Source organism: Stieleria varia, assembly GCF_038443385.1.
In the GTDB taxonomy this organism is placed as follows: Bacteria; Planctomycetota; Planctomycetia; order Pirellulales; family Pirellulaceae; genus Stieleria; species Stieleria varia.
The window spans coordinates 1,501,716-1,518,892 of record NZ_CP151726.1 but is presented as its reverse complement, the minus strand read 5'-3'; the positions used below and the strand labels follow the sequence as shown (position 1 = coordinate 1,518,892).

General features: G+C 57.4%; 11 protein-coding genes. 7 read left to right on the top strand and 4 right to left on the bottom strand.

Features of this window, described 5'->3' with window-relative positions:
• Positions 1 to 105: 105 nt before the first annotated feature.
• The 3 genes from Pla52nx_RS05330 to Pla52nx_RS05320 all read left to right on the top strand — a co-directional run bounded on the left by Pla52nx_RS05330 (position 106) and on the right by Pla52nx_RS05320 (position 6,046).
• On the top strand, positions 106 to 3,888 hold the full coding sequence (locus Pla52nx_RS05330) for a protein kinase domain-containing protein (protein WP_231741885.1): 3,783 nt from the start codon (positions 106 to 108) through the stop codon (positions 3,886 to 3,888).
• 234 nt (positions 3,889 to 4,122) lie between these two features.
• The gene (locus Pla52nx_RS05325) at positions 4,123 to 4,725 is read left to right on the top strand and encodes a DUF4254 domain-containing protein (RefSeq protein ID WP_146519516.1); all 603 of its coding nucleotides are present in this window, start codon (positions 4,123 to 4,125) and stop codon (positions 4,723 to 4,725) included.
• 466 nt (positions 4,726 to 5,191) lie between these two features.
• On the top strand, positions 5,192 to 6,046 hold the full coding sequence (locus Pla52nx_RS05320; RefSeq protein WP_146519515.1) for a copper homeostasis protein CutC: 855 nt from the start codon (positions 5,192 to 5,194) through the stop codon (positions 6,044 to 6,046).
• Positions 6,047 to 6,315: 269 nt separating this feature from the next.
• Here the strand turns inward: Pla52nx_RS05320 and Pla52nx_RS05315 are convergent, their stop codons facing one another.
• On the bottom strand, positions 6,316 to 7,725 hold the full coding sequence (locus Pla52nx_RS05315) for an SMI1/KNR4 family protein (RefSeq protein ID WP_146519514.1): 1,410 nt from the start codon (positions 7,723 to 7,725) through the stop codon (positions 6,316 to 6,318).
• A gap of 153 nt (positions 7,726 to 7,878) precedes the next feature.
• Between Pla52nx_RS05315 and Pla52nx_RS05310 the strand changes: the two genes are divergently transcribed.
• Positions 7,879 to 8,784 carry a class I SAM-dependent methyltransferase gene (locus tag Pla52nx_RS05310; RefSeq protein WP_146519513.1) on the top strand — a complete coding sequence of 302 codons (906 nt, stop codon included), beginning with the start codon at positions 7,879 to 7,881 and terminating at the stop codon, positions 8,782 to 8,784.
• 161 nt (positions 8,785 to 8,945) lie between these two features.
• Here Pla52nx_RS05310 and Pla52nx_RS05305 read toward each other — a convergent pair whose 3' ends face one another.
• The 3 genes from Pla52nx_RS05305 to Pla52nx_RS05295 all read right to left on the bottom strand — a co-directional run bounded on the left by Pla52nx_RS05305 (position 8,946) and on the right by Pla52nx_RS05295 (position 12,115).
• Positions 8,946 to 9,293, bottom strand: coding sequence for a P-II family nitrogen regulator (locus Pla52nx_RS05305; protein WP_146519512.1), 348 nt, complete (start codon positions 9,291 to 9,293; stop codon positions 8,946 to 8,948).
• A gap of 422 nt (positions 9,294 to 9,715) precedes the next feature.
• A complete protein-coding gene (locus Pla52nx_RS05300; RefSeq protein WP_231741884.1) occupies positions 9,716 to 11,188 on the bottom strand; it encodes an ammonium transporter in 1,473 nt (490 codons plus the stop codon).
• Between the two features lie 510 nt (positions 11,189 to 11,698).
• Positions 11,699 to 12,115, bottom strand: coding sequence for a secondary thiamine-phosphate synthase enzyme YjbQ (locus Pla52nx_RS05295; protein WP_146519511.1), 417 nt, complete (start codon positions 12,113 to 12,115; stop codon positions 11,699 to 11,701).
• Between the two features lie 452 nt (positions 12,116 to 12,567).
• Between Pla52nx_RS05295 and Pla52nx_RS05290 the strand changes: the two genes are divergently transcribed.
• The 3 genes from Pla52nx_RS05290 to Pla52nx_RS05280 all read left to right on the top strand — a co-directional run bounded on the left by Pla52nx_RS05290 (position 12,568) and on the right by Pla52nx_RS05280 (position 17,110).
• Positions 12,568 to 12,864 (top strand): hypothetical protein, encoded by a 297-nt coding sequence (locus Pla52nx_RS05290; protein WP_342190341.1) that lies wholly within the window; start codon positions 12,568 to 12,570, stop codon positions 12,862 to 12,864.
• 205 nt (positions 12,865 to 13,069) lie between these two features.
• Positions 13,070 to 14,182, top strand: a complete 1,113-nt coding sequence (locus Pla52nx_RS05285) for an alpha/beta hydrolase (protein WP_146519510.1) — start codon at positions 13,070 to 13,072, stop codon at positions 14,180 to 14,182.
• A 306-nt stretch (positions 14,183 to 14,488) separates the two neighbouring features.
• Positions 14,489 to 17,110 carry an alpha/beta hydrolase-fold protein gene (locus tag Pla52nx_RS05280; protein WP_146519509.1) on the top strand — a complete coding sequence of 874 codons (2,622 nt, stop codon included), beginning with the start codon at positions 14,489 to 14,491 and terminating at the stop codon, positions 17,108 to 17,110.
• Positions 17,111 to 17,177: the final 67 nt, after the last annotated feature.

The following is a 17,177-nucleotide window of genomic DNA, read 5'->3' as shown; positions in this document are numbered from 1 at the left end:
GCTATCGCGTGGCGGCTGACGCAATATCCGGGCTAGCGCCATCGGCTCGGAACCGAAAGTTAAATGATTGACGAATAGTGCCAGTATGGCGACACGAGGACGATGATGGATGCCCCGCATGATGAGCCCACCGATGAGCAGATCGAAGCGCTGTTTTTTGATGCTTTAGAACTTCCCGAGGATAAGCGAGAGGCGTTTCTTGAGCAAAAATGCAACGGCCAGCCTAGACTGCGGCAAGCTGTTGACGCATTACTCGCCGCGGACGCGGAGGCCGGCGGACAGGATTTCTTGCAATCCGCTTTTTTTGATGCGCAACAGGACGCAGTCAACCACGCCGACGACCCGCAGCGACTCAATGCCGACGAGTTGACCGATCATAGCGGCCGGTTTGAGATACTGGGACGACACCAACAGGGCGGATTGGGCGAAGTCCTGATTGCCTACGATCGTCAGCTCAAACGCGATGTGGCGATCAAACAGATTCAACCTCGATGGCAGAATCACGAAGAAGCCAAGCAGCGTTTCATCCGAGAAGCCGAAGTGACCGGTCGGCTGGAGCACCCCGGTGTCGTTCCTGTCTACGCGATGGGAACCTGGGATGATGGTCGCCACTACTACGCGATGCGTTTCATCGAAGGCCAAACGCTCAAGGAAGCGATCCAGCGGTTTCATCAGTCGCCCACCAAAGAGATTGTGACTGACAGCAACGAGCACACGCCAGCGGCTCGTGATGATGTCGACCAGACACTCGCATTTCGACAATTGCTGCGATGTTTCATCGACGTGTGCAACACGATCAGCTACGCCCACGACAGGCGGATTCTGCATCGTGACCTCAAGCCTGCCAACATCATGGTGGGGCCATACGGCGAAACGCTCGTGGTGGATTGGGGATTGGCAAAACTGCTCGATGCCGGCCCCGAGGATTCCATGACAGAAGCGTTTGCCAGTGGCAGACAGGAGGACGATGCGGCGTCGTCGCACATTGCCGGAACCGTGGGGACGCCCCAGTACATGAGCCCTGAACAGGCACGCGGACAACTGGACGAAATCGGAATTCGTACCGATGTCTATCTGCTCGGAGCCACCCTCTATCAAATACTGACCGGTCAACCTCCCCACCCATCTGATTCCATTGTCAGGATGTTGAAACGAATTGCGGCGGGAGAATTTCCCCATCCGTCGAGCGTTGCCGCTGATGTCCCACCCGCCTTGGCCGCGATTTGCACGAAAGCGATGGCCACCGACTCGATCAATCGGTATCGACAAGCGGACGCGTTGGCGCTCGACGTCGAGAGATGGTTGGCCGACGAGCCCGTTTCGGTCTATCGAGAATCACCGGGACGCAGAATCGCGCGTTGGCTCAGGCACCACCCGGCCGCAGCCGCCAGTCTGATCGTTGCAACGCTCCTGCTGACGGTCGGGTCATTCATCGGTGCCGTCTTGTGGAATGAGATTCAAATTCGCGAGTTTCAGTCCAAACAAGAACAGGCAGCCAAAGAACTGGAACTTGCCCAGCAAACTCGACAACGCGTCGCCGAGCTAAAGTCGGCTGCCGCACGTGGAAAGTTGCTCGCCGGTCAGGAATTGCAGGCCGGACGTTTTTCGTCGGCGCTGAGCATATTGCGAGGAGTATCCCAGTCCCTGTCGACCAATCCAGCCTTGGCCAGCGAGTTTGACGATCTTTCCAGCCAAGCCAATCGGGTACACAAGATCGTTCGTTTCTATGAATTGGCCGACCACGTGCAAGAACAGAACGTGCTGAGCCGAGATACCAAAGGAATCATCGCCGCGACCGAAGCGTTGGAGCAACTCGGCGTCGCACAGTCAAATTGCTGGTGGGATGATTTACCGGTCGAGGACCTGACAGCTGCTCAGGCAGATCAATTGCGTTGGGACGTTTATCAGCAATGGTTGATTCTCGATGCAATGCTCACCAAGACGATCGGAATTCGCTTGGCAGGCGGAGGGCAACTCGACGGGGCAACCACCATCATCAAGGCCGTGGGTCGGTTTCTGAGAACGGATATCGGCAAACGCGAAGCCGCTGCATCGATCATTGTCAGCGATCGCATTGACGGGTTTCGTTTCAGTCAAGCGACTCGTTTTTACCGCTCCATCGCCAAAATGCGTTTGGGTGCCGGCGTTCGCCTCAAAGCAGACCGATTGGACTTGCCACACAACGGTGCCGATGCCCATTCGTTGGGCGTGCTTTGCATGATCGCCGCCTTGGACCCAGCGTTTGAGCGATTCTTTCGAGGCTATCAGGGCGAGGATTCATTGCTTGCCGCACGCGACACCCTGCGACGCGGCGCAACCCTTCGTCCCAATCATTACTGGACTCACCTCGCTTTGGCTCAGATCGAGTACCTCTTGGCGGACAAGAAATCGAACGCAACGTGGCGTGACTATGAGGACGCAATCCATTCCGTCGGTCAGTGCATCGCCCTGGAGCCCGAGCGATGCTTTGCCCTGGCCGACCGCTCCAGCATGTATCGTGCTCAGGCGCGTTTGATTCGCCACGATGCGTCGATCGATCCGGCACTGCGTGAACAACGCGTCGCGGAATTGCTGCAATGGTGCATGCAAGATGCCCAGTCGGCGCAGCGTCAAAGCGAACTGCATCCTTGGGTCGGCTGGCAATACGGACTTGCATTGATGGAGACCGGCCAAGTTGAGCTGGCGGTGGACCGATTCATTGAAACGGCTCTACACACCCTGCCATTGACGGAAATCGACGATGCTCCGCTCGTTCAAGTCGATGATCTTCGCGGTCGTGCCGAGGCGAGCAAGATCATGGCGGGATTGACCAAGTCGAATCCGCAGAGCGCCCGATATCACTCCACGCTCGCCATGATCATGTTGGCCAGAGAAAACGTTGACGCTGCGTTGACGGCTGCCGAGCGTGCCAGCTCCCTGAATGGGACTGTCCCCCATGCTCACGCGGTCCGTGGACTGATCCTGCTGCGACAAGACAAGCCGAAGGATGCCGAGCAAGCCTTTCGGAAATCGCTCGAATCAGATCCCGACCATGCCTGGGCTCACTTTGGACTGGCATCGTGTATCGAGTCAACGGACCAACTGGATCTCGCGTTGAACGAGTTTCAAACGGCATTGGATGTCGCATTGGTTGCCGAGAACCGCGCAGCAGCGTTGCTGGGGAAATCCCGTGTGCTGGCAAGAATGGGGCGGTATCAGGAATCCAAGGACGCGATCACGTCAGCACGTCAGGAGGAACCGGCGTGTGATCTGCTGACAGTGGCTCGTCCGCTGGCGCGTCACTACCAACAATTGAAAAAGAATCCTGCTGGCGATCAATCCGTCGAAGACATGAGGTCGCTGCTGCAGTTCATTGCGACTTTCCCACGCCCCACCAATCTCAAGTTCGGATCGATCGAACCAAAACCCGGCTCTGTCGTCGCGATCTTGAACGGTGATTTTGAACTCGGATCACTGAAGTACTGGAGTTCATCCGGCGGCGCAACGTGGTTGACCGAAGACGGATTCCGGTCCTCCGCGGGGATCAGTTCCAAAGTCTCACACACCGGCAATGCTTCACTGCATCTGACCGCGGATCAATCCGAGACCGAGTCCGGTCGAGGCCATACAGGGCAAGAGATTCCGATTCATGCCGGACGAACCTATGAAGTCACCGTGTGGGGAAAAGCACAGGCTGTCACGGAACGAGCTTTCTCGATCCAGAGCGATAACGAACAGGTTCTGCTGGAGTTTCCAAGCGGCACCTACGATTGGCGAGAGATCCAAGGACGTTTTCAAACACCAGAGAATTTCAACGGCCAGACACTCGTTCCCACTCGCGTGAATATCGTTGCCAAGGGCAGCGGCCAACTTTGGATCGACGATTTGCAGATCCGGCTCGTCGACTGAAACTCCGATGGGAGCATTCGAGACAGCTTGTTACAATCTGGTCCCAAAACCAGTTTAGGACCGATGAACCACTTACTGGCGCACCTGGTAGTGGGATTCGCCAGAATTCCTTTCGCACAGGATTTCTGGCGAAATCCACTACGCCATCTTTTGATGATGCGTTCCTTACGGCTATTTTGCGTTTCTCTATCCCAGGCCTTGATTAGCCTGCCTCATCACGGAGTATTTTCTGACATGTCTGACACCGCGTTGCCTCCCGTCACGGAACTGACAAAACTGCAAATCGATACGGTCGCTTTATGGCATCAAGAGGAAATCTCCAATCCCTACGAAGGTTTCATGGCATTGGTGTGCCAGCAACACGAGTACAACTATCGTCTGTGGCATCAAGAAGACATTGCCCGCAGCCCCACTGCGGATGACCAACAGATCGCCACGGTCAAGCGAGCCATTGACAAGTTGAATCAGCAACGCAACGACATGATCGAAAAGCTGGACGACGCGATCACGGAACGTTTGACCGCCGCCGGGGTGACGCCTGCGAACGACGCACCCATCAACACCGAAACCTCCGGCAGCGCAATCGACCGTCTCTCGATCATGTCATTGCGACTGTACCACTATGCCGAGCAATTGGAGCGAGAAGATGCCGGCAGCGACCATGTGCAAAAGGTTCAGGATCGTATCGCACTGTGCCAGCAGCAGCACAGCGATCTTTCTCGCTCACTCCAGGACCTGATCGACGATATCTTTGCTGGCCGAAAACGCCACAAGACCTACCGTCAAATGAAGATGTACAACGACCCATCCCTGAACCCAGCGATCTACAACGCTTAGCAGGAGGTTGATTGAGGGAGCCGCGACGCGTCGCCCGGATATTGCATCAACCGGAGTGCGCTAGCCTGGATTGCTCAAAGTTTGGGGTTGACATTGTTTTTTCAGTCCAAGTTTTCGTTCCATGATTCGCAATCAAAGTGAGCCTCAGACGCTAGCCGTGGGCCGGCACCACAATCAGCCTCAGGCCCACGGCTAGCGCCTGAGGCTCACTGGTGACACCAGCTGCGCCGGCAGTAGCAGATCAGCCTCAGGCCCACGGCTAGCGCCTGAGGCTCACTGGGGTCACCAGCTGCGCCGGCAGTAGCAGATCCGCCTTAGGCCCACGGCTAGCGCCTGAGGCTCACTGGTGACACCAGCTGCGCCGGCAGTAGCAGATCCGCCTCAGGCCCACGGCTAGCGCCTGAGGCTCACTGGGGTCACCAGCTGCGCCGGCAGTAGCAGATCAGCCGCCACGCGATAGCGGCAGATGAATCAAACAGCAACGTCCTACTTTCAACCTGAGCCAAGTCGCTACTATCACTTGCGTCGTAGTAACAGACGGTCGCGTGACCCTCTGAGTACAAAGCATAGAAACCCAGCGGAGTTCACTTTGGTTGCCCAGCCGAGATATCTACTTGAGGTCTGCATTGCTTCGGTGGACGACGCAGTTGCGGCGGCGGCAGGCGGTGCTGATCGATTGGAATTGAACGTGGCTCTTGATCTGGGTGGGTTGACGCCCAGCATTGGACTGTTGGAGGAAGTCAAACAGTCGGTGACGTTGCCAGTTGTTGCGATGGTTCGCCCCCGTGGCGCCGGGTTCCGATTCAGCAGCGGCGATCGAAAAGTGATGTTGCGTGATGCCGATCATTTACTCAGTGCCGGTGCGGATGGACTTGTCGCTGGCGTTTTACATGACGATGGCACAATGGATCTCGAATTTTGGCGACAGCTTCGGCGTGTCACTCAGGGACGTCAACTGGTATTCCACCGCGCGATCGACCTGCTGGAAAATCCATTGCCTGCGATCTCGCAATTGATCGACGCGGGAACCGATCGAGTGCTGACGTCCGGCGGATGCGAAACTGCTTGGGCAGGACGTGATCACATCGCCCGTTTGCGCCGATTCGCGGGAGATAGAATTGAGATATTGGCAGGGGCGGGAGTGAGTCCGGACAACGCGGTGGAGCTCGTTCAAGCCACCGGATGTCGCCAGATTCATGGGTCGTTCCGAGAGATCAGGCATGACGACGCATCGTTCGTCGCACCGGGAAACTATCCCGCAACAAACAAGCATCTCGTGGCTGCCACGCGAGCAGCATTGGATCGCATCGCGTCCATTTAGCACGGCGGAATACCCGATGACGCGGGGAATAAACGCTGCTTGCAAAATCAAGATCCGACTCATCCAATCTGCAGAGACGGAAGTCGAAAATACACCCCATCGCAATATTGTCCGGAACACGGGTTACTGGACGTCCGGGTTCGCTGCAATTGTTTCGTTTCAGCGTAGGGCAGCCCCATTCTTTGCGTAGCCTCATCGTTTGTCGTCTTTCGACGAAATCACCAGACCACGCGTTCATTGCCGCTGATCGATTGTGAACTCTCCAATCGCTACACCCGGTAGCGACGGCGGAAGCAGTCTCGGTGGGTTTGCGACGCGATCGAGATCGCGTGCTGTCCTGCGGCTTCGCTGATTCTCGCAACTCGCTGCAGCAATTCTGGATAGGCGGTGATCGGTTCGGCTCCCAGGTCCCAGCCGGCCCGATAGGCGTGATCGCTCGCAGCGGTCAAGTCTCCTTGGTTTTCGGCTTCGACTGATCGCTGTTTCCAAAACTCGGTCGTTGCCAGTCGGCGGCGGTCAGCGGGAACGGCGCACAGCAGGTTCAGGTATTGCGATTCGGCAAGCGATTCTTCCTCCGATGCTTTTGGCTCACGCACGAGACTTCCATCCTGCAACAGCGCCGAAAGCTGGCTCGCCGAGAACTTGACACCATCGGAGGTGTGACCGTGAGTTCGAAGCCGGACGGATTGATCGGTAAAGATGGAGCACTCGATGCCTTGGCGATACGCCGCCCGTGCCGCTTCGCTTTGATGCACACGTTGGTGACAATAACCCAGCAAGTCCCAAGCCCACGCCAAGTGCGGCGCGATCTGAGTCACTCGTTCACAGTGCTCTTGTACCTGTTGCCAATTCTGCGACGGCAGCACTCGCTGGCCGGTCGCCTGTTCCAACTGGATCAAAATGGGTTCGGGTATCTGATGAGTATCAAACACCCATCGCGTACGATCGGCCTCGGAGATGTCCAATGACTTGGTGACACCGGATGTCAGTGTTTCGGAGAGCGGGTCGTGCAACAGCGAAACCACTTGTTGGCATCGCACGGCGACTTCGCAAACCCCGTGTTGCAACAACGTGTCGACGATCGATTCGGATTCCCGCATGCCGTTTGCAAAAACCTGTGCGATCGCCGGCGGCTGATGCGACAACGCCCACTGCACGACCGGATCGGTTGCCGACTGACCACGCTGATAAGACTCTGCTTCGATCGCGTGCCTTCGTTGCACTCCCGGCAGGTCGTTAACCACCGCGTCGAACAAGATGGCTTCGCTGAGCGATTTTCCCCAAGGGATCCAGTCGCCGCCGCCATGAAACCATTGCACGATCTCGCTGACTTGATTGTGGGCATTGAATCGCAAACACAACCAATCTCCGATGCCGTTTCCCAACAGGGGCACGAAATCGCAGGGCATCAATGCCGGCCAGATGGCGCCCGGTGCATCGGAGAGCAACTCGGGCATGGAGACCGGCCACGCGTATTCGATGGCTCGGTTTTCGCGTTTGGTCGACTCGTCGTTCTCGTCCTGCGTTTGCCACCACGGGGAATCAAACCAGTCGGCCAAGTCCTCTGGCAGCGAGCAACGATAACGGTCCTCGAATCGCTGGGACCATCTGGCCCCCGCGTCGGACGTTGGGCGATCGGCTGGCGGTGCTTCGGTCAAGGCACAAACAGAACGGGACACGGGACAAACGGTAGACAGATCGATGGTGTGACAATCAGGCTCAGCAGGCTAGCTACCCGAGGGGCCATGCGGCAAGGGGAAATAGGTGATTTCGCGTGTTGGCGGGCCTTGAGGTATGATTTGCCACCGTCCCAGACCTCGATGGATCGTTCTATGCCCGCTTCGCCCCCCTCTGAATCGCCCCCCACGGAAGCCGTTTCCGGCACCGATTCGGGCAAGCCGTCACCCGACGAAACCCGATTCGCGTTCGGCGAAAACTGGGCCGCTTTCCTGGAGACGTTGGATGATCAGCGGATCGAGCAGGCAGTCGCGTCACTCCAATCCATGCTGGCCGTCGACGATCTCAGCCGTTGCCGTTTTCTGGACATCGGCAGCGGCAGCGGACTGTTCTCGCTGGCGGCGCACCGCTTGGGCGCTGATGTGGTTTCGATCGACTACGACGAACAGTCCGTCCACTGCACGCAGACCTTGAAAGATCGATACACGGACTCCTCCGAACGCAGTTGGCTGATTCATCGTGGCAGCGTCTTGGACCCGGTGTTCATGAAGTCACTGGGCCAGTTCGATGTGGTCTACAGTTGGGGCGTTCTGCACCACACCGGCGAAATGGATCGGGCGATCGAAATGGCAAGTCAACGCGTTGCCCCGCAGGGCTTGCTGTACATCGCGATTTACAATGACCAGGGAAGTGCCAGTCGCCGCTGGTTGTGGATCAAACGGATGTACCATCGTCTGCCCAAATCACTGCGTTGGATGTGGGTGGTTGCAGTTGCCGGGGTCTATGAGTTGCGGTTCGCGATGGCGAGACTCGCACGATTTCGCAATCCGCTACCGTTGGCCGATTGGCGTGCCAAACGCAAGGACCGTGGGATGTCTGCGTGGCACGACTGGGTCGATTGGGTAGGCGGCATGCCGTTCGAAGTCGCCACGCCGGAACATGTCATCGTTCCATTGGCACGCAAAGGATTCCACGTGGTGAACCTCAAGACCGTCGGCAACGGCTGGGGTTGCAACGAGTACGTGCTGACGCATGACACGACCAAACGCCGTGAGCCGTGACGCGCCAGCGGCCGGGTCTTGCAACCATCGGGCATCCAATTCAGTGCGTGAAACCCGTGGCCTGACGGCCAGCGGCTCAGGGCGTTTGGCACCACCTCAGTGATGGGTAACACGATCCTACGACCCGGACGCATCGACGTGGCACGTCGAGCGACACTCACTCAGATCGCTTCGCTGCCGCGTTCGCCGGTACGTATCCGGACGCAGTCGTCCATGGGCAAGACAAAGATTTTTCCGTCGCCGATCTCGCCTGCTTCGCCTGAGCGTCCTCCGGCCAAGATGGCTTCGATGGTCGGTTGCACGAACTCTTCGTTGACCGCGATTTGCAACTGCACCTTGCGAAGCAAACTGACGCTGAATTCGCGGCCTCGATAGACTTCCGTTTGCCCGCGTTGTCGGCCAAATCCTTGGCAATCCATCACCGTCAAGCGGTGAACGTCCACACGTGTCAGTGCTTCCTTGACTGCGTCAAGCTTGGATGGCTGAATGATGGCGATGATCAACTTCACAGTGTCGGTTTCCTCGTACACTCTCAGCGGAGGCCGTCCTCCCCTGAATTGTTTCGTGCAATGATACGTCCGCCCCTGTTTCCGCAGTTCGGCAACAGTGTTTGGGCGAATGTCTAGCTGGGCTCATACGTTAACCCATGGAGCCGGAAAGAACAAAGCCGGCACTCCCACGATGGGGAGATACCGGCTTTGAGCCTAAGTGTGCAGTGGAACCGCCTGGTTTCCAGCGATGATTCAGAGTGAAAGCCCAAACTCGGGCGAGCGAGGCGGACGCCCACCCGAGCCGGGCAACTTCTGGCCCAGGCAAGAGCCAAGAAGTTTTCACATAGTCCCCCAACCATCTCCGTGTTCGGTTGCCCCGCCGCGTCAGCCGGACTGGCCGCCTGACGCGACGGGACCGCGGTGGTAGTTCCGTTTTTCGATCAGCTGATCGCTCCGCCAGCAACAGCGTCTGACGGATAAGCTTGCATGCCGTGCTCGGACACGTCCAAACCGGCTTGCTCTTCTTCTGGGCTGACCCGCAACATTCCGACAGCCTTGAGCACCACAAAGACGCCCAGCATGGTGATGAACGCCCAAGCGACGATGGCAACTGTGCCGATCAATTGAACCGTGATGAATGAGCCGACGCTCTCAATCCCGTCTGGCAAGTTACCGAAAATGCCGGTTGCAATTCCGCCCCAGACTCCACAGAGTCCGTGAACGGGCCAAGCACCGACGGGATCGTCGATCTTCAGCTTGTCCAACATGACGATGCCCAAGACAACCAGGGCCCCACCGATGCCGCCGATGATGAGCGACTCCACTTGTGAAACGCGATCACAGTTGGCAGTGATGGCGACCAAACCACCGAGGATACCGTTGAGTGCCATCGTCAAGTCAGGCTTGCTGAACAGAACCCAGCCCACAACCATCGCGATCACGGCTCCAGCGGCAGCAGCGATCGTCGTCGTCAAAGCAATGTAGGTCGTCGCAGCTGCTTCGGCACCACTGCCGTAGGTCAACTGGCTACCAGGATTGAATCCGTACCATCCGATCCAGAGGATGAATACACCCAACGCTGCGAATGCAATGTTGTGCCCAGGCAACGGCACACTCTTGCCGTCGGCCGTGTAGCGACCCAGCCTCGGTCCGAGAATGATCGCACCAGCAAGACCTGCAAAGCCACCCACCGCGTGAACGACCACGCTGCCGGCAAAATCCTGAAAGCCCATTTCGTTCAGCCAACCGCCGCCCCATTTCCACGATCCGCTGATCGGGTAAATCAGCCCCGTCAGGATCGCGCTGTAGATGAGGTACGCAGTGAATTTCATTCGACCAGCGACTGCTCCCGAAACGATCGTGGCTGCAGTCGCTGCGAAAGCAACTTGGAACAGAAAGTCTGCGGAATTGCTGTAGTTTCCTGATGTCGGATCGTCCGCAGCGACGAAAGCCTTGGGTGCTCCCAGGTAGCCGTTCGCCAACCAGCCTTCCGGATACACACCTTCCTCAGGAGCACCGGGATACATCAGTGCGAATCCGATGAACAGGTAGAGCAGAACGCCGACCGAAAGGTCCATGACATTCTTGGCGAGAATGTTGACGGTGTTCTTGGCAGAGTTCAAACCCACCTCGACCATCGCGAACCCGGCTTGCATGAACAACACCAACACGGCACAGATGAACATGATCAAAGAGTTGATCGTGTATTTCATGTCCTGGGCGTCGTACACCGCAGGTGCTTCAGCTTCCGCAGGGGCCTCAGCCTCGACTTCCGCAGGAGCCGCAGCCTCGACTTCTGCAGCCGTTGCGTCCACTGCGTCTTGGGCGAATGCTGCCGGGGGCGCGATCGAGAGTGTCAACAGCGCTGCAAAGAGCAGCAGCATTGGCACCCGAAATTTGTGCATCAGAGACATGCAATTTCCTCTTCTTTTTGTAGTTTGAAAAACCATTCAAGTGCGTGCGGGGAAACACTCCCTCGCATCATGCGGTGGACCTTGATCGGTCCCTACCACCGCAACCGGCGCTCGTCTCGGTTCCCTAAAACCACCACCCCTGCCCGGGCCATACTGAAAGTCTGCTGGTGAGTTGGAAGGCGGGAAAACAGATCGTCCGCTCGATCGAAAGCCGTCCTAAGCATCAGCGGGGCCAAAGCGGCTAGCATTTCCGAACCTCATGACTTAAGTCACTTGAAACAAACGACTTAAAAAAACAAGATTTCTTGACGTCCAATCCCGGTCATGACGTCAGAGGCATGGAGATGCCTGCATCACATGCAGCAAAGCAGGAGGATGCCTAAGAAGCGCGCATCGCAAACGAGCGAAATGCGTGATCGCCCAGCGACCTATCAATCAGTACCCGCCGTAGTGGACGAGGCCCCGAGGCCCGACACAGCCAGCGTCGCCTGTCTCTCGTTCCAGCAGGATTCACTGCCCCATCAAAGTAAGCACCAGCCGCCGAGGGCCCCCGTGATCTCGGTGCTCACACAGATAAACGCCCTGCCAAGTCCCCAACAGCAACCGGCCACCGCCGATGGGAATCGTCACGTTCGACCCCAACATCGACGCTTTCACGTGCGCAGGCATGTCATCGGGCCCCTCCAGCGTGTGCACGTATGGCAACGATTCGGGAACGGCGTGATTCATCGCCGTCTCAAAATCCACTCGCACGTCAGGATCCGCGTTCTCGTTGATCGTCAACGATGCACTGGTATGCTGGATAAAAATATGCAACATCCCCGTCTGGGTCTCGCTGATCTCAGGCAACTCATCGATGATCCGAGAGGTGATCAGGTGGTAGCCGCGCCGTACCGCGGGTAGCGTCAAAGTTCGCTGAATCCACATGGATTAACACCCTGTGCGTCTGAGAAAGAGCCAATTGAACATGCCGCAAAAAGTTTTTGCGAAGTTTTTTAGGGGCCGGAAATCAACCCTGAGAGTACCTCATTTCAAGCCCCTGCCAATCCGAGGTCCCAGCGGTGGGACTCGGCCTCCATCGATGTCCCCGATGCCTTGCAATCAAAACCGCCACCTCAGCCCCCGCCAACGCCCGGCTGTGTTGACGATTCCCCCCTTAGCCGGCCACACACGACATTGATGTGAGTGTAACTCCATTGCACGATGCCGGTCTTGTCAGCTTCATCCGCTGCGAGCGGGGGAAAACCCATGCGAAACAAGGGTCGCATTTTGGGGTGTGTCAAGCCGGGCAGCGGAACAATTTTCTTGACTCGCAAAATCCAACGTCAATAATCTCTCCGTGCTCTCACCCAACCTTCATGGAAACGAACGAACGGGTAGTGAATTCAACGCGATGCGACGAAATTGGATTGTCGTATCCCCAAACCGCCAAGGCGGAGAGAAAGAAATACATGACACAGTGCAAGAACGTTTTCGAAGCAATCTTGCGGTACGGCCACGACGAGGATTTTGTACCGAACCCCGACGACCAGTTCGAGCCCACCGACGCGCCTGCGGGCAGCCCGGAGAAGATCGAAGTGCTGCGTAAGCGAGTCGAGCTCGGACAACCCCTTTGGCACAACACCGACCGCGTTGATTACAGCGGTCTGACCGGTGCCATCCGGCCCCGCGAGTAGTCGATCTCGCTCAGAGATCGCGATCTGAGACCCAGACGCCCCGAGGACACTTTGTCCAGGGGCGTTTTTTTATGCGCCGACCACAATACGCCGTTTTTTTGTCGCCGACGACACGCCAACCTGAGCGACGCGTCAGCCGCCACGGTACCCTAGCAGTCTGACAGAAGACCCAAATCGCCTCTCCCGTCGTAACTCTGGTACCACCATGCTTCGCCTCCCAGAACTCTGCCCCAGTCCCGGCTATCATTCCCCGCTGATTGTTCGACCGGTTTCCTGCTCCCTGTTGCTCGCTGCCGTGGTCCTTGCCACTGCTCTCTGCCCCATTCACCCGGCGGCCGCCCAAGAGCCCGCTGGACAACCGGCCGCCCCGCTCGCCAACGGCAACTTCGTCATCGGCCCGGACTACTCACTCGCTCGAGATCTGACAGACTTGGGGAACCCCAAAGGCAAATCGTTTGAGTTCGAAATGCCCTTGGCCGACAGCAAAATCTTTCCGGGAACCGACCAAACATTGGATCCCCGAAAGTCCGTCCGTGAAAAACGCAAAGTGTTCGTGTACATCCCTGCTGCTTATGAAGACGGTACCGCGGCACCGATCTTGGTGATGCACGATGGCCCCAGTCGCCTGGATCTGGTGCGAAACGCTTTGGACAATCTGACCATCTCGGCAGACCCCCAGCGAAGCTTGCCTGCGTTCATCGCCATCTCGATCGAGAATGGCGGCAACGATGGCAAAGGCAGCCAGCGTGGACTGGAGTACGACACGATGTCCGATCGCTTGGCTCGTTTCGTCAATGACGAAGTCTTGCCGGCAGTGCTGAATCATCCTCCCATCAAAGCCGCTTACCCCAAAATCGCTTTCACGGACGATCCCTGGGGCCGAGCCGCAATGGGTTGCAGCAGCGGCGGCGCGGCCGCGCTAACAATGGGGTGGTTCCGACCAGACTTGTTTCGCCGACTGATTACCTACTCCGGAACCTTCGTCGACCAACAAGACGATGACGCACCCGAGGAAGCCGCATACCCGTTGGGTGCATGGGAATACCATTCGGGAATGAAGCTGATTGAGAACACGGAAAAGAAACCGCTGAGAATCTTCACGCATGTTTCCGAGTTCGACCTGCGTGCCAGAGACCCTGAAAGCACGTATCACAATTGGGTGATGGCCAACGAACGGACCGCCGCTGCACTCAAAGCCAAAGGCTACGACTATCGCTACGTGTTCAGCAAAGGCACACGGCATTGCGACGGTAAAGTGTTCCAAGCCACCTTGGCAGACACCCTGGTCTGGATGTGGCAGGACTACCAGCCTCGCTAGCAGACTGGACTGCTCAAAGTTTGGTGTTGTGTCTTTTGGGCTTGCGCAAGTTTATGTCCCTACTGCCGGCGCAGCCGGTGGCCCCAGTGAGCCTAAGACGCTAGCCGTGGGCCTGAGGCGGATTGTGGTGCCGGCCCACGGCTAGCGCCTGAGGCTCACTTTGATTGCGATGCATGGAACGAAAACATGGACTGAAAAAACAATGTCAACACCAAACTTTGATCCGTCCAGCATTAGCCAGGATGATTGATCATCATCACAAGGCCCGCGGCTAGCGCCGTCGAATCCTTTTCCCACCGGCACAATATGACAACCACAACCCGTCTCCCATTGTTGCTTCTTTGCTCACTGGCACTCGTCACCAACCAGTCCCAAGTCAGCCAGTCGCAAGAAACCAGCCAACGATCCGTCGGTGACGACTCCGCCCGACAAGTCCAGCCCGGCGTACCGCAAGGCAAGCTGACCGAGGGCGTGTTTGAAAACAGCACGCTGTTGCCCGGCACGCGCCGCGACTACAGCGTCTATGTTCCCGCTCAATACGACAGCGGTACACCGGCAAACTTGATGGTGTTCATGGACGGTCGCAATTACGCAAAGACCGATGGAGCGTTTCGTGTCCCCGTGGTCTTCGACAATCTGATTCATCAACAAGAGATGCCGGTGACGATCGCCGTCTTTGTGAATCCAGGAACGATCCCGGCGACCAAGCAAGGAGCCTCTGATCGCAGCAACCGCTCCTTTGAATACGATTCCTTGGGCGATCGCTACGCCAGGTTTCTGATCGACGAGTTCCTACCAGTCGCGACCAAAGGGCTAAATATCTCAGACGATCCCTCGCGACGCGCGGTCTGCGGGATTTCCTCCGGTGGCATCTGCGCGTTCACCGTTGCTTGGGAAAGACCCGAACAGTTTGGCAAAGTCCTCAGCCACATCGGCAGCTTCACCAACATCCGAGGCGGCTGGGCCTATCCAGGCTTGATCCGAAAAACCAAAGACAATCCCAAACCGATCAAGGTCTACTTGCAAGAAGGCAACGACGACCTGAATAATTTGTTCGGCAACTGGCCACTGGCCAATCGTGACATGGCTGCGGCACTGCAGTTTGCCGGTTACACGCACAAACTCGTCATGACGCAGGGCGGCCACAGCGGTCAGTGGGCAGGACTCGCGATGCCCGACGCACTTCGTTGGCTCTGGGACAATGACGCCAAATCGGATAACGTGCCCTCTCCCGCGACCAAGCCCGAGTGGACGCCTCATCCCGATGCCATCGCCAACAATGATGTTCCTCACGGCACCGTCGAATCGATGCCGCAATGGGAATCCGAGATCTTTCCCAACACGGTCCGCGACTGGGCGATCTACGTTCCCGCACAGTACCGCAAGGAGCAACCCGCGGCGCTGATGGTGTTCCAAGACGGCGAGCGGATGCGAGACGTGAAAGGTCGCTGGCGCATCCCGATCGTCTTTGACAACCTGATCGCACGCGGAGACATGCCGCCCACGATCGCGGTGTTTCTCAATCCCGGTCACGACAAGTCTAAACCGAGACAAAAGAACAAGTCCTCCAATCGTGGATTCGAATACGACAGCCTGGGCGACCGTTACACGCGTTTCTTGTTGGACGAGATCTTGCCGGAGGTGCAGTCCCGCTACAACATCTCAACCGACCCCGAGATGCGAGCCATCGGCGGTTCCAGCTCAGGTGCCATCTGCGCCTTCACCGCCGCGTGGGAGCGTCCCGATCAATTCGGCAAGGTTTACTCCAGCGTCGGCAGCTTCACCAACCTGCGTGGCGGAAATGTTTACCCCGCGCTCGTCCGCAAGACCGAACCCAAACCGATTCGTGTGTACATGGCGGACACCAGCGGCGATGTCGACAACGCCTTCGGCAGTTGGCCTTGGGCAAACCAACGCATGGCATCCGCGTTGAATTACATGGGCTACGATTCGCGATTCGATTGGGCCGAGGGCTACGCGCACAACGCCGACTTCGGCAGCTCTCGCTTTCCCGACGCGATGAAATGGCTCTGGCGCAGCGAAAAACATTCACCAACGCTCGACACGAGTGGCGACCTACGTGGCGACCTGACCCTGCTGCGGTTGTTGATCCCCGGGGAATCTTGGCAAGTCGTCGCGGACAACCTCGGATTCGCCGACGCGCCCTGCAGCGACAGCGATGGCAACTTTTACTTTTGCGACATGAAGGCCCCGGCCGTGTATCGAATCAACGTTGCCGACGGTTCACGCGACGTGGTCGCTACAGAATCCGTCAGCGGCATGGAGTTCGGCCCTGACGGTTTGATCTACGCTTGCCAGGGATCTCAGAACCGGGTGATCTCCATCGATCCCAAATCAGGTTCCGTCAACGTGATTGCAAAGAATGTCAAACCGAACGATTTGGCAGTGACCGACAACGGATACATCTTCATCACCGAAACCGGGGCCAAGCAAGTCACCCGGATCAACATTCAGTCGGGTGAGGTCACCGTGGTCGACACGGGAATCGTACGTCCCAACGGAATCGCACTGTCCAATGACGGCGGCACATTGGCCGTCTCTGAATATGGCGGCACCTTCACTTGGATGTTCCGTGTCCATCCGGACGGCGCGCTGGACGCGAAACTGCCATCGATGAACTTGCGTTTGCCGATCGACCCCAAGGGTGAATTCAAGTTCAACGAACCGCCGCCTTACGCCGCCTCTGCTCGTGGCGATGGCATGTCGGTCGACAAAGCCGGGCGATATTACGTCACCAGTGCCTTGGGCGTCCAAGTCTTTGATCCGACGGGGCGACAGTGCGGAGTGCTGCCACAGCCAAACCCTGACCAGCCTCTGACCAGTTGTGTTTTGTCGGGACAAGATCATCAGTTCCTGTACATCACCAACGGCAACACGATCTTCCGCCGCAAGCTGACCGTACAGTGATGCGATTGTCGTTCGCCCTGCTAGGTCGATAACGCACCATCGTTTTTGTATCCTAACGCGAGAACGC

What these genes read in the sequence shown, in the direction of transcription:
- Pla52nx_RS05330 (WP_231741885.1), top strand. Translation starts at nt 106, where the DNA reads ATGGATGCCCCGCATGATGAGCCCACCGATGAGCAGATCGAAGCGCTG.
- Pla52nx_RS05285 (WP_146519510.1), top strand. Translation starts at nt 13,070, where the DNA reads ATGCTTCGCCTCCCAGAACTCTGCCCCAGTCCCGGCTATCATTCCCCG.
- Pla52nx_RS05300 (WP_231741884.1), bottom strand. Translation starts at nt 11,188, where the DNA reads ATGTCTCTGATGCACAAATTTCGGGTGCCAATGCTGCTGCTCTTTGCA.
- Pla52nx_RS05325 (WP_146519516.1), top strand. Translation starts at nt 4,123, where the DNA reads ATGTCTGACACCGCGTTGCCTCCCGTCACGGAACTGACAAAACTGCAA.
- Pla52nx_RS05320 (WP_146519515.1), top strand. Translation starts at nt 5,192, where the DNA reads ATGAATCAAACAGCAACGTCCTACTTTCAACCTGAGCCAAGTCGCTAC.
- Pla52nx_RS05295 (WP_146519511.1), bottom strand. Translation starts at nt 12,115, where the DNA reads ATGTGGATTCAGCGAACTTTGACGCTACCCGCGGTACGGCGCGGCTAC.
- Pla52nx_RS05280 (WP_146519509.1), top strand. Translation starts at nt 14,489, where the DNA reads ATGACAACCACAACCCGTCTCCCATTGTTGCTTCTTTGCTCACTGGCA.
- Pla52nx_RS05310 (WP_146519513.1), top strand. Translation starts at nt 7,879, where the DNA reads ATGCCCGCTTCGCCCCCCTCTGAATCGCCCCCCACGGAAGCCGTTTCC.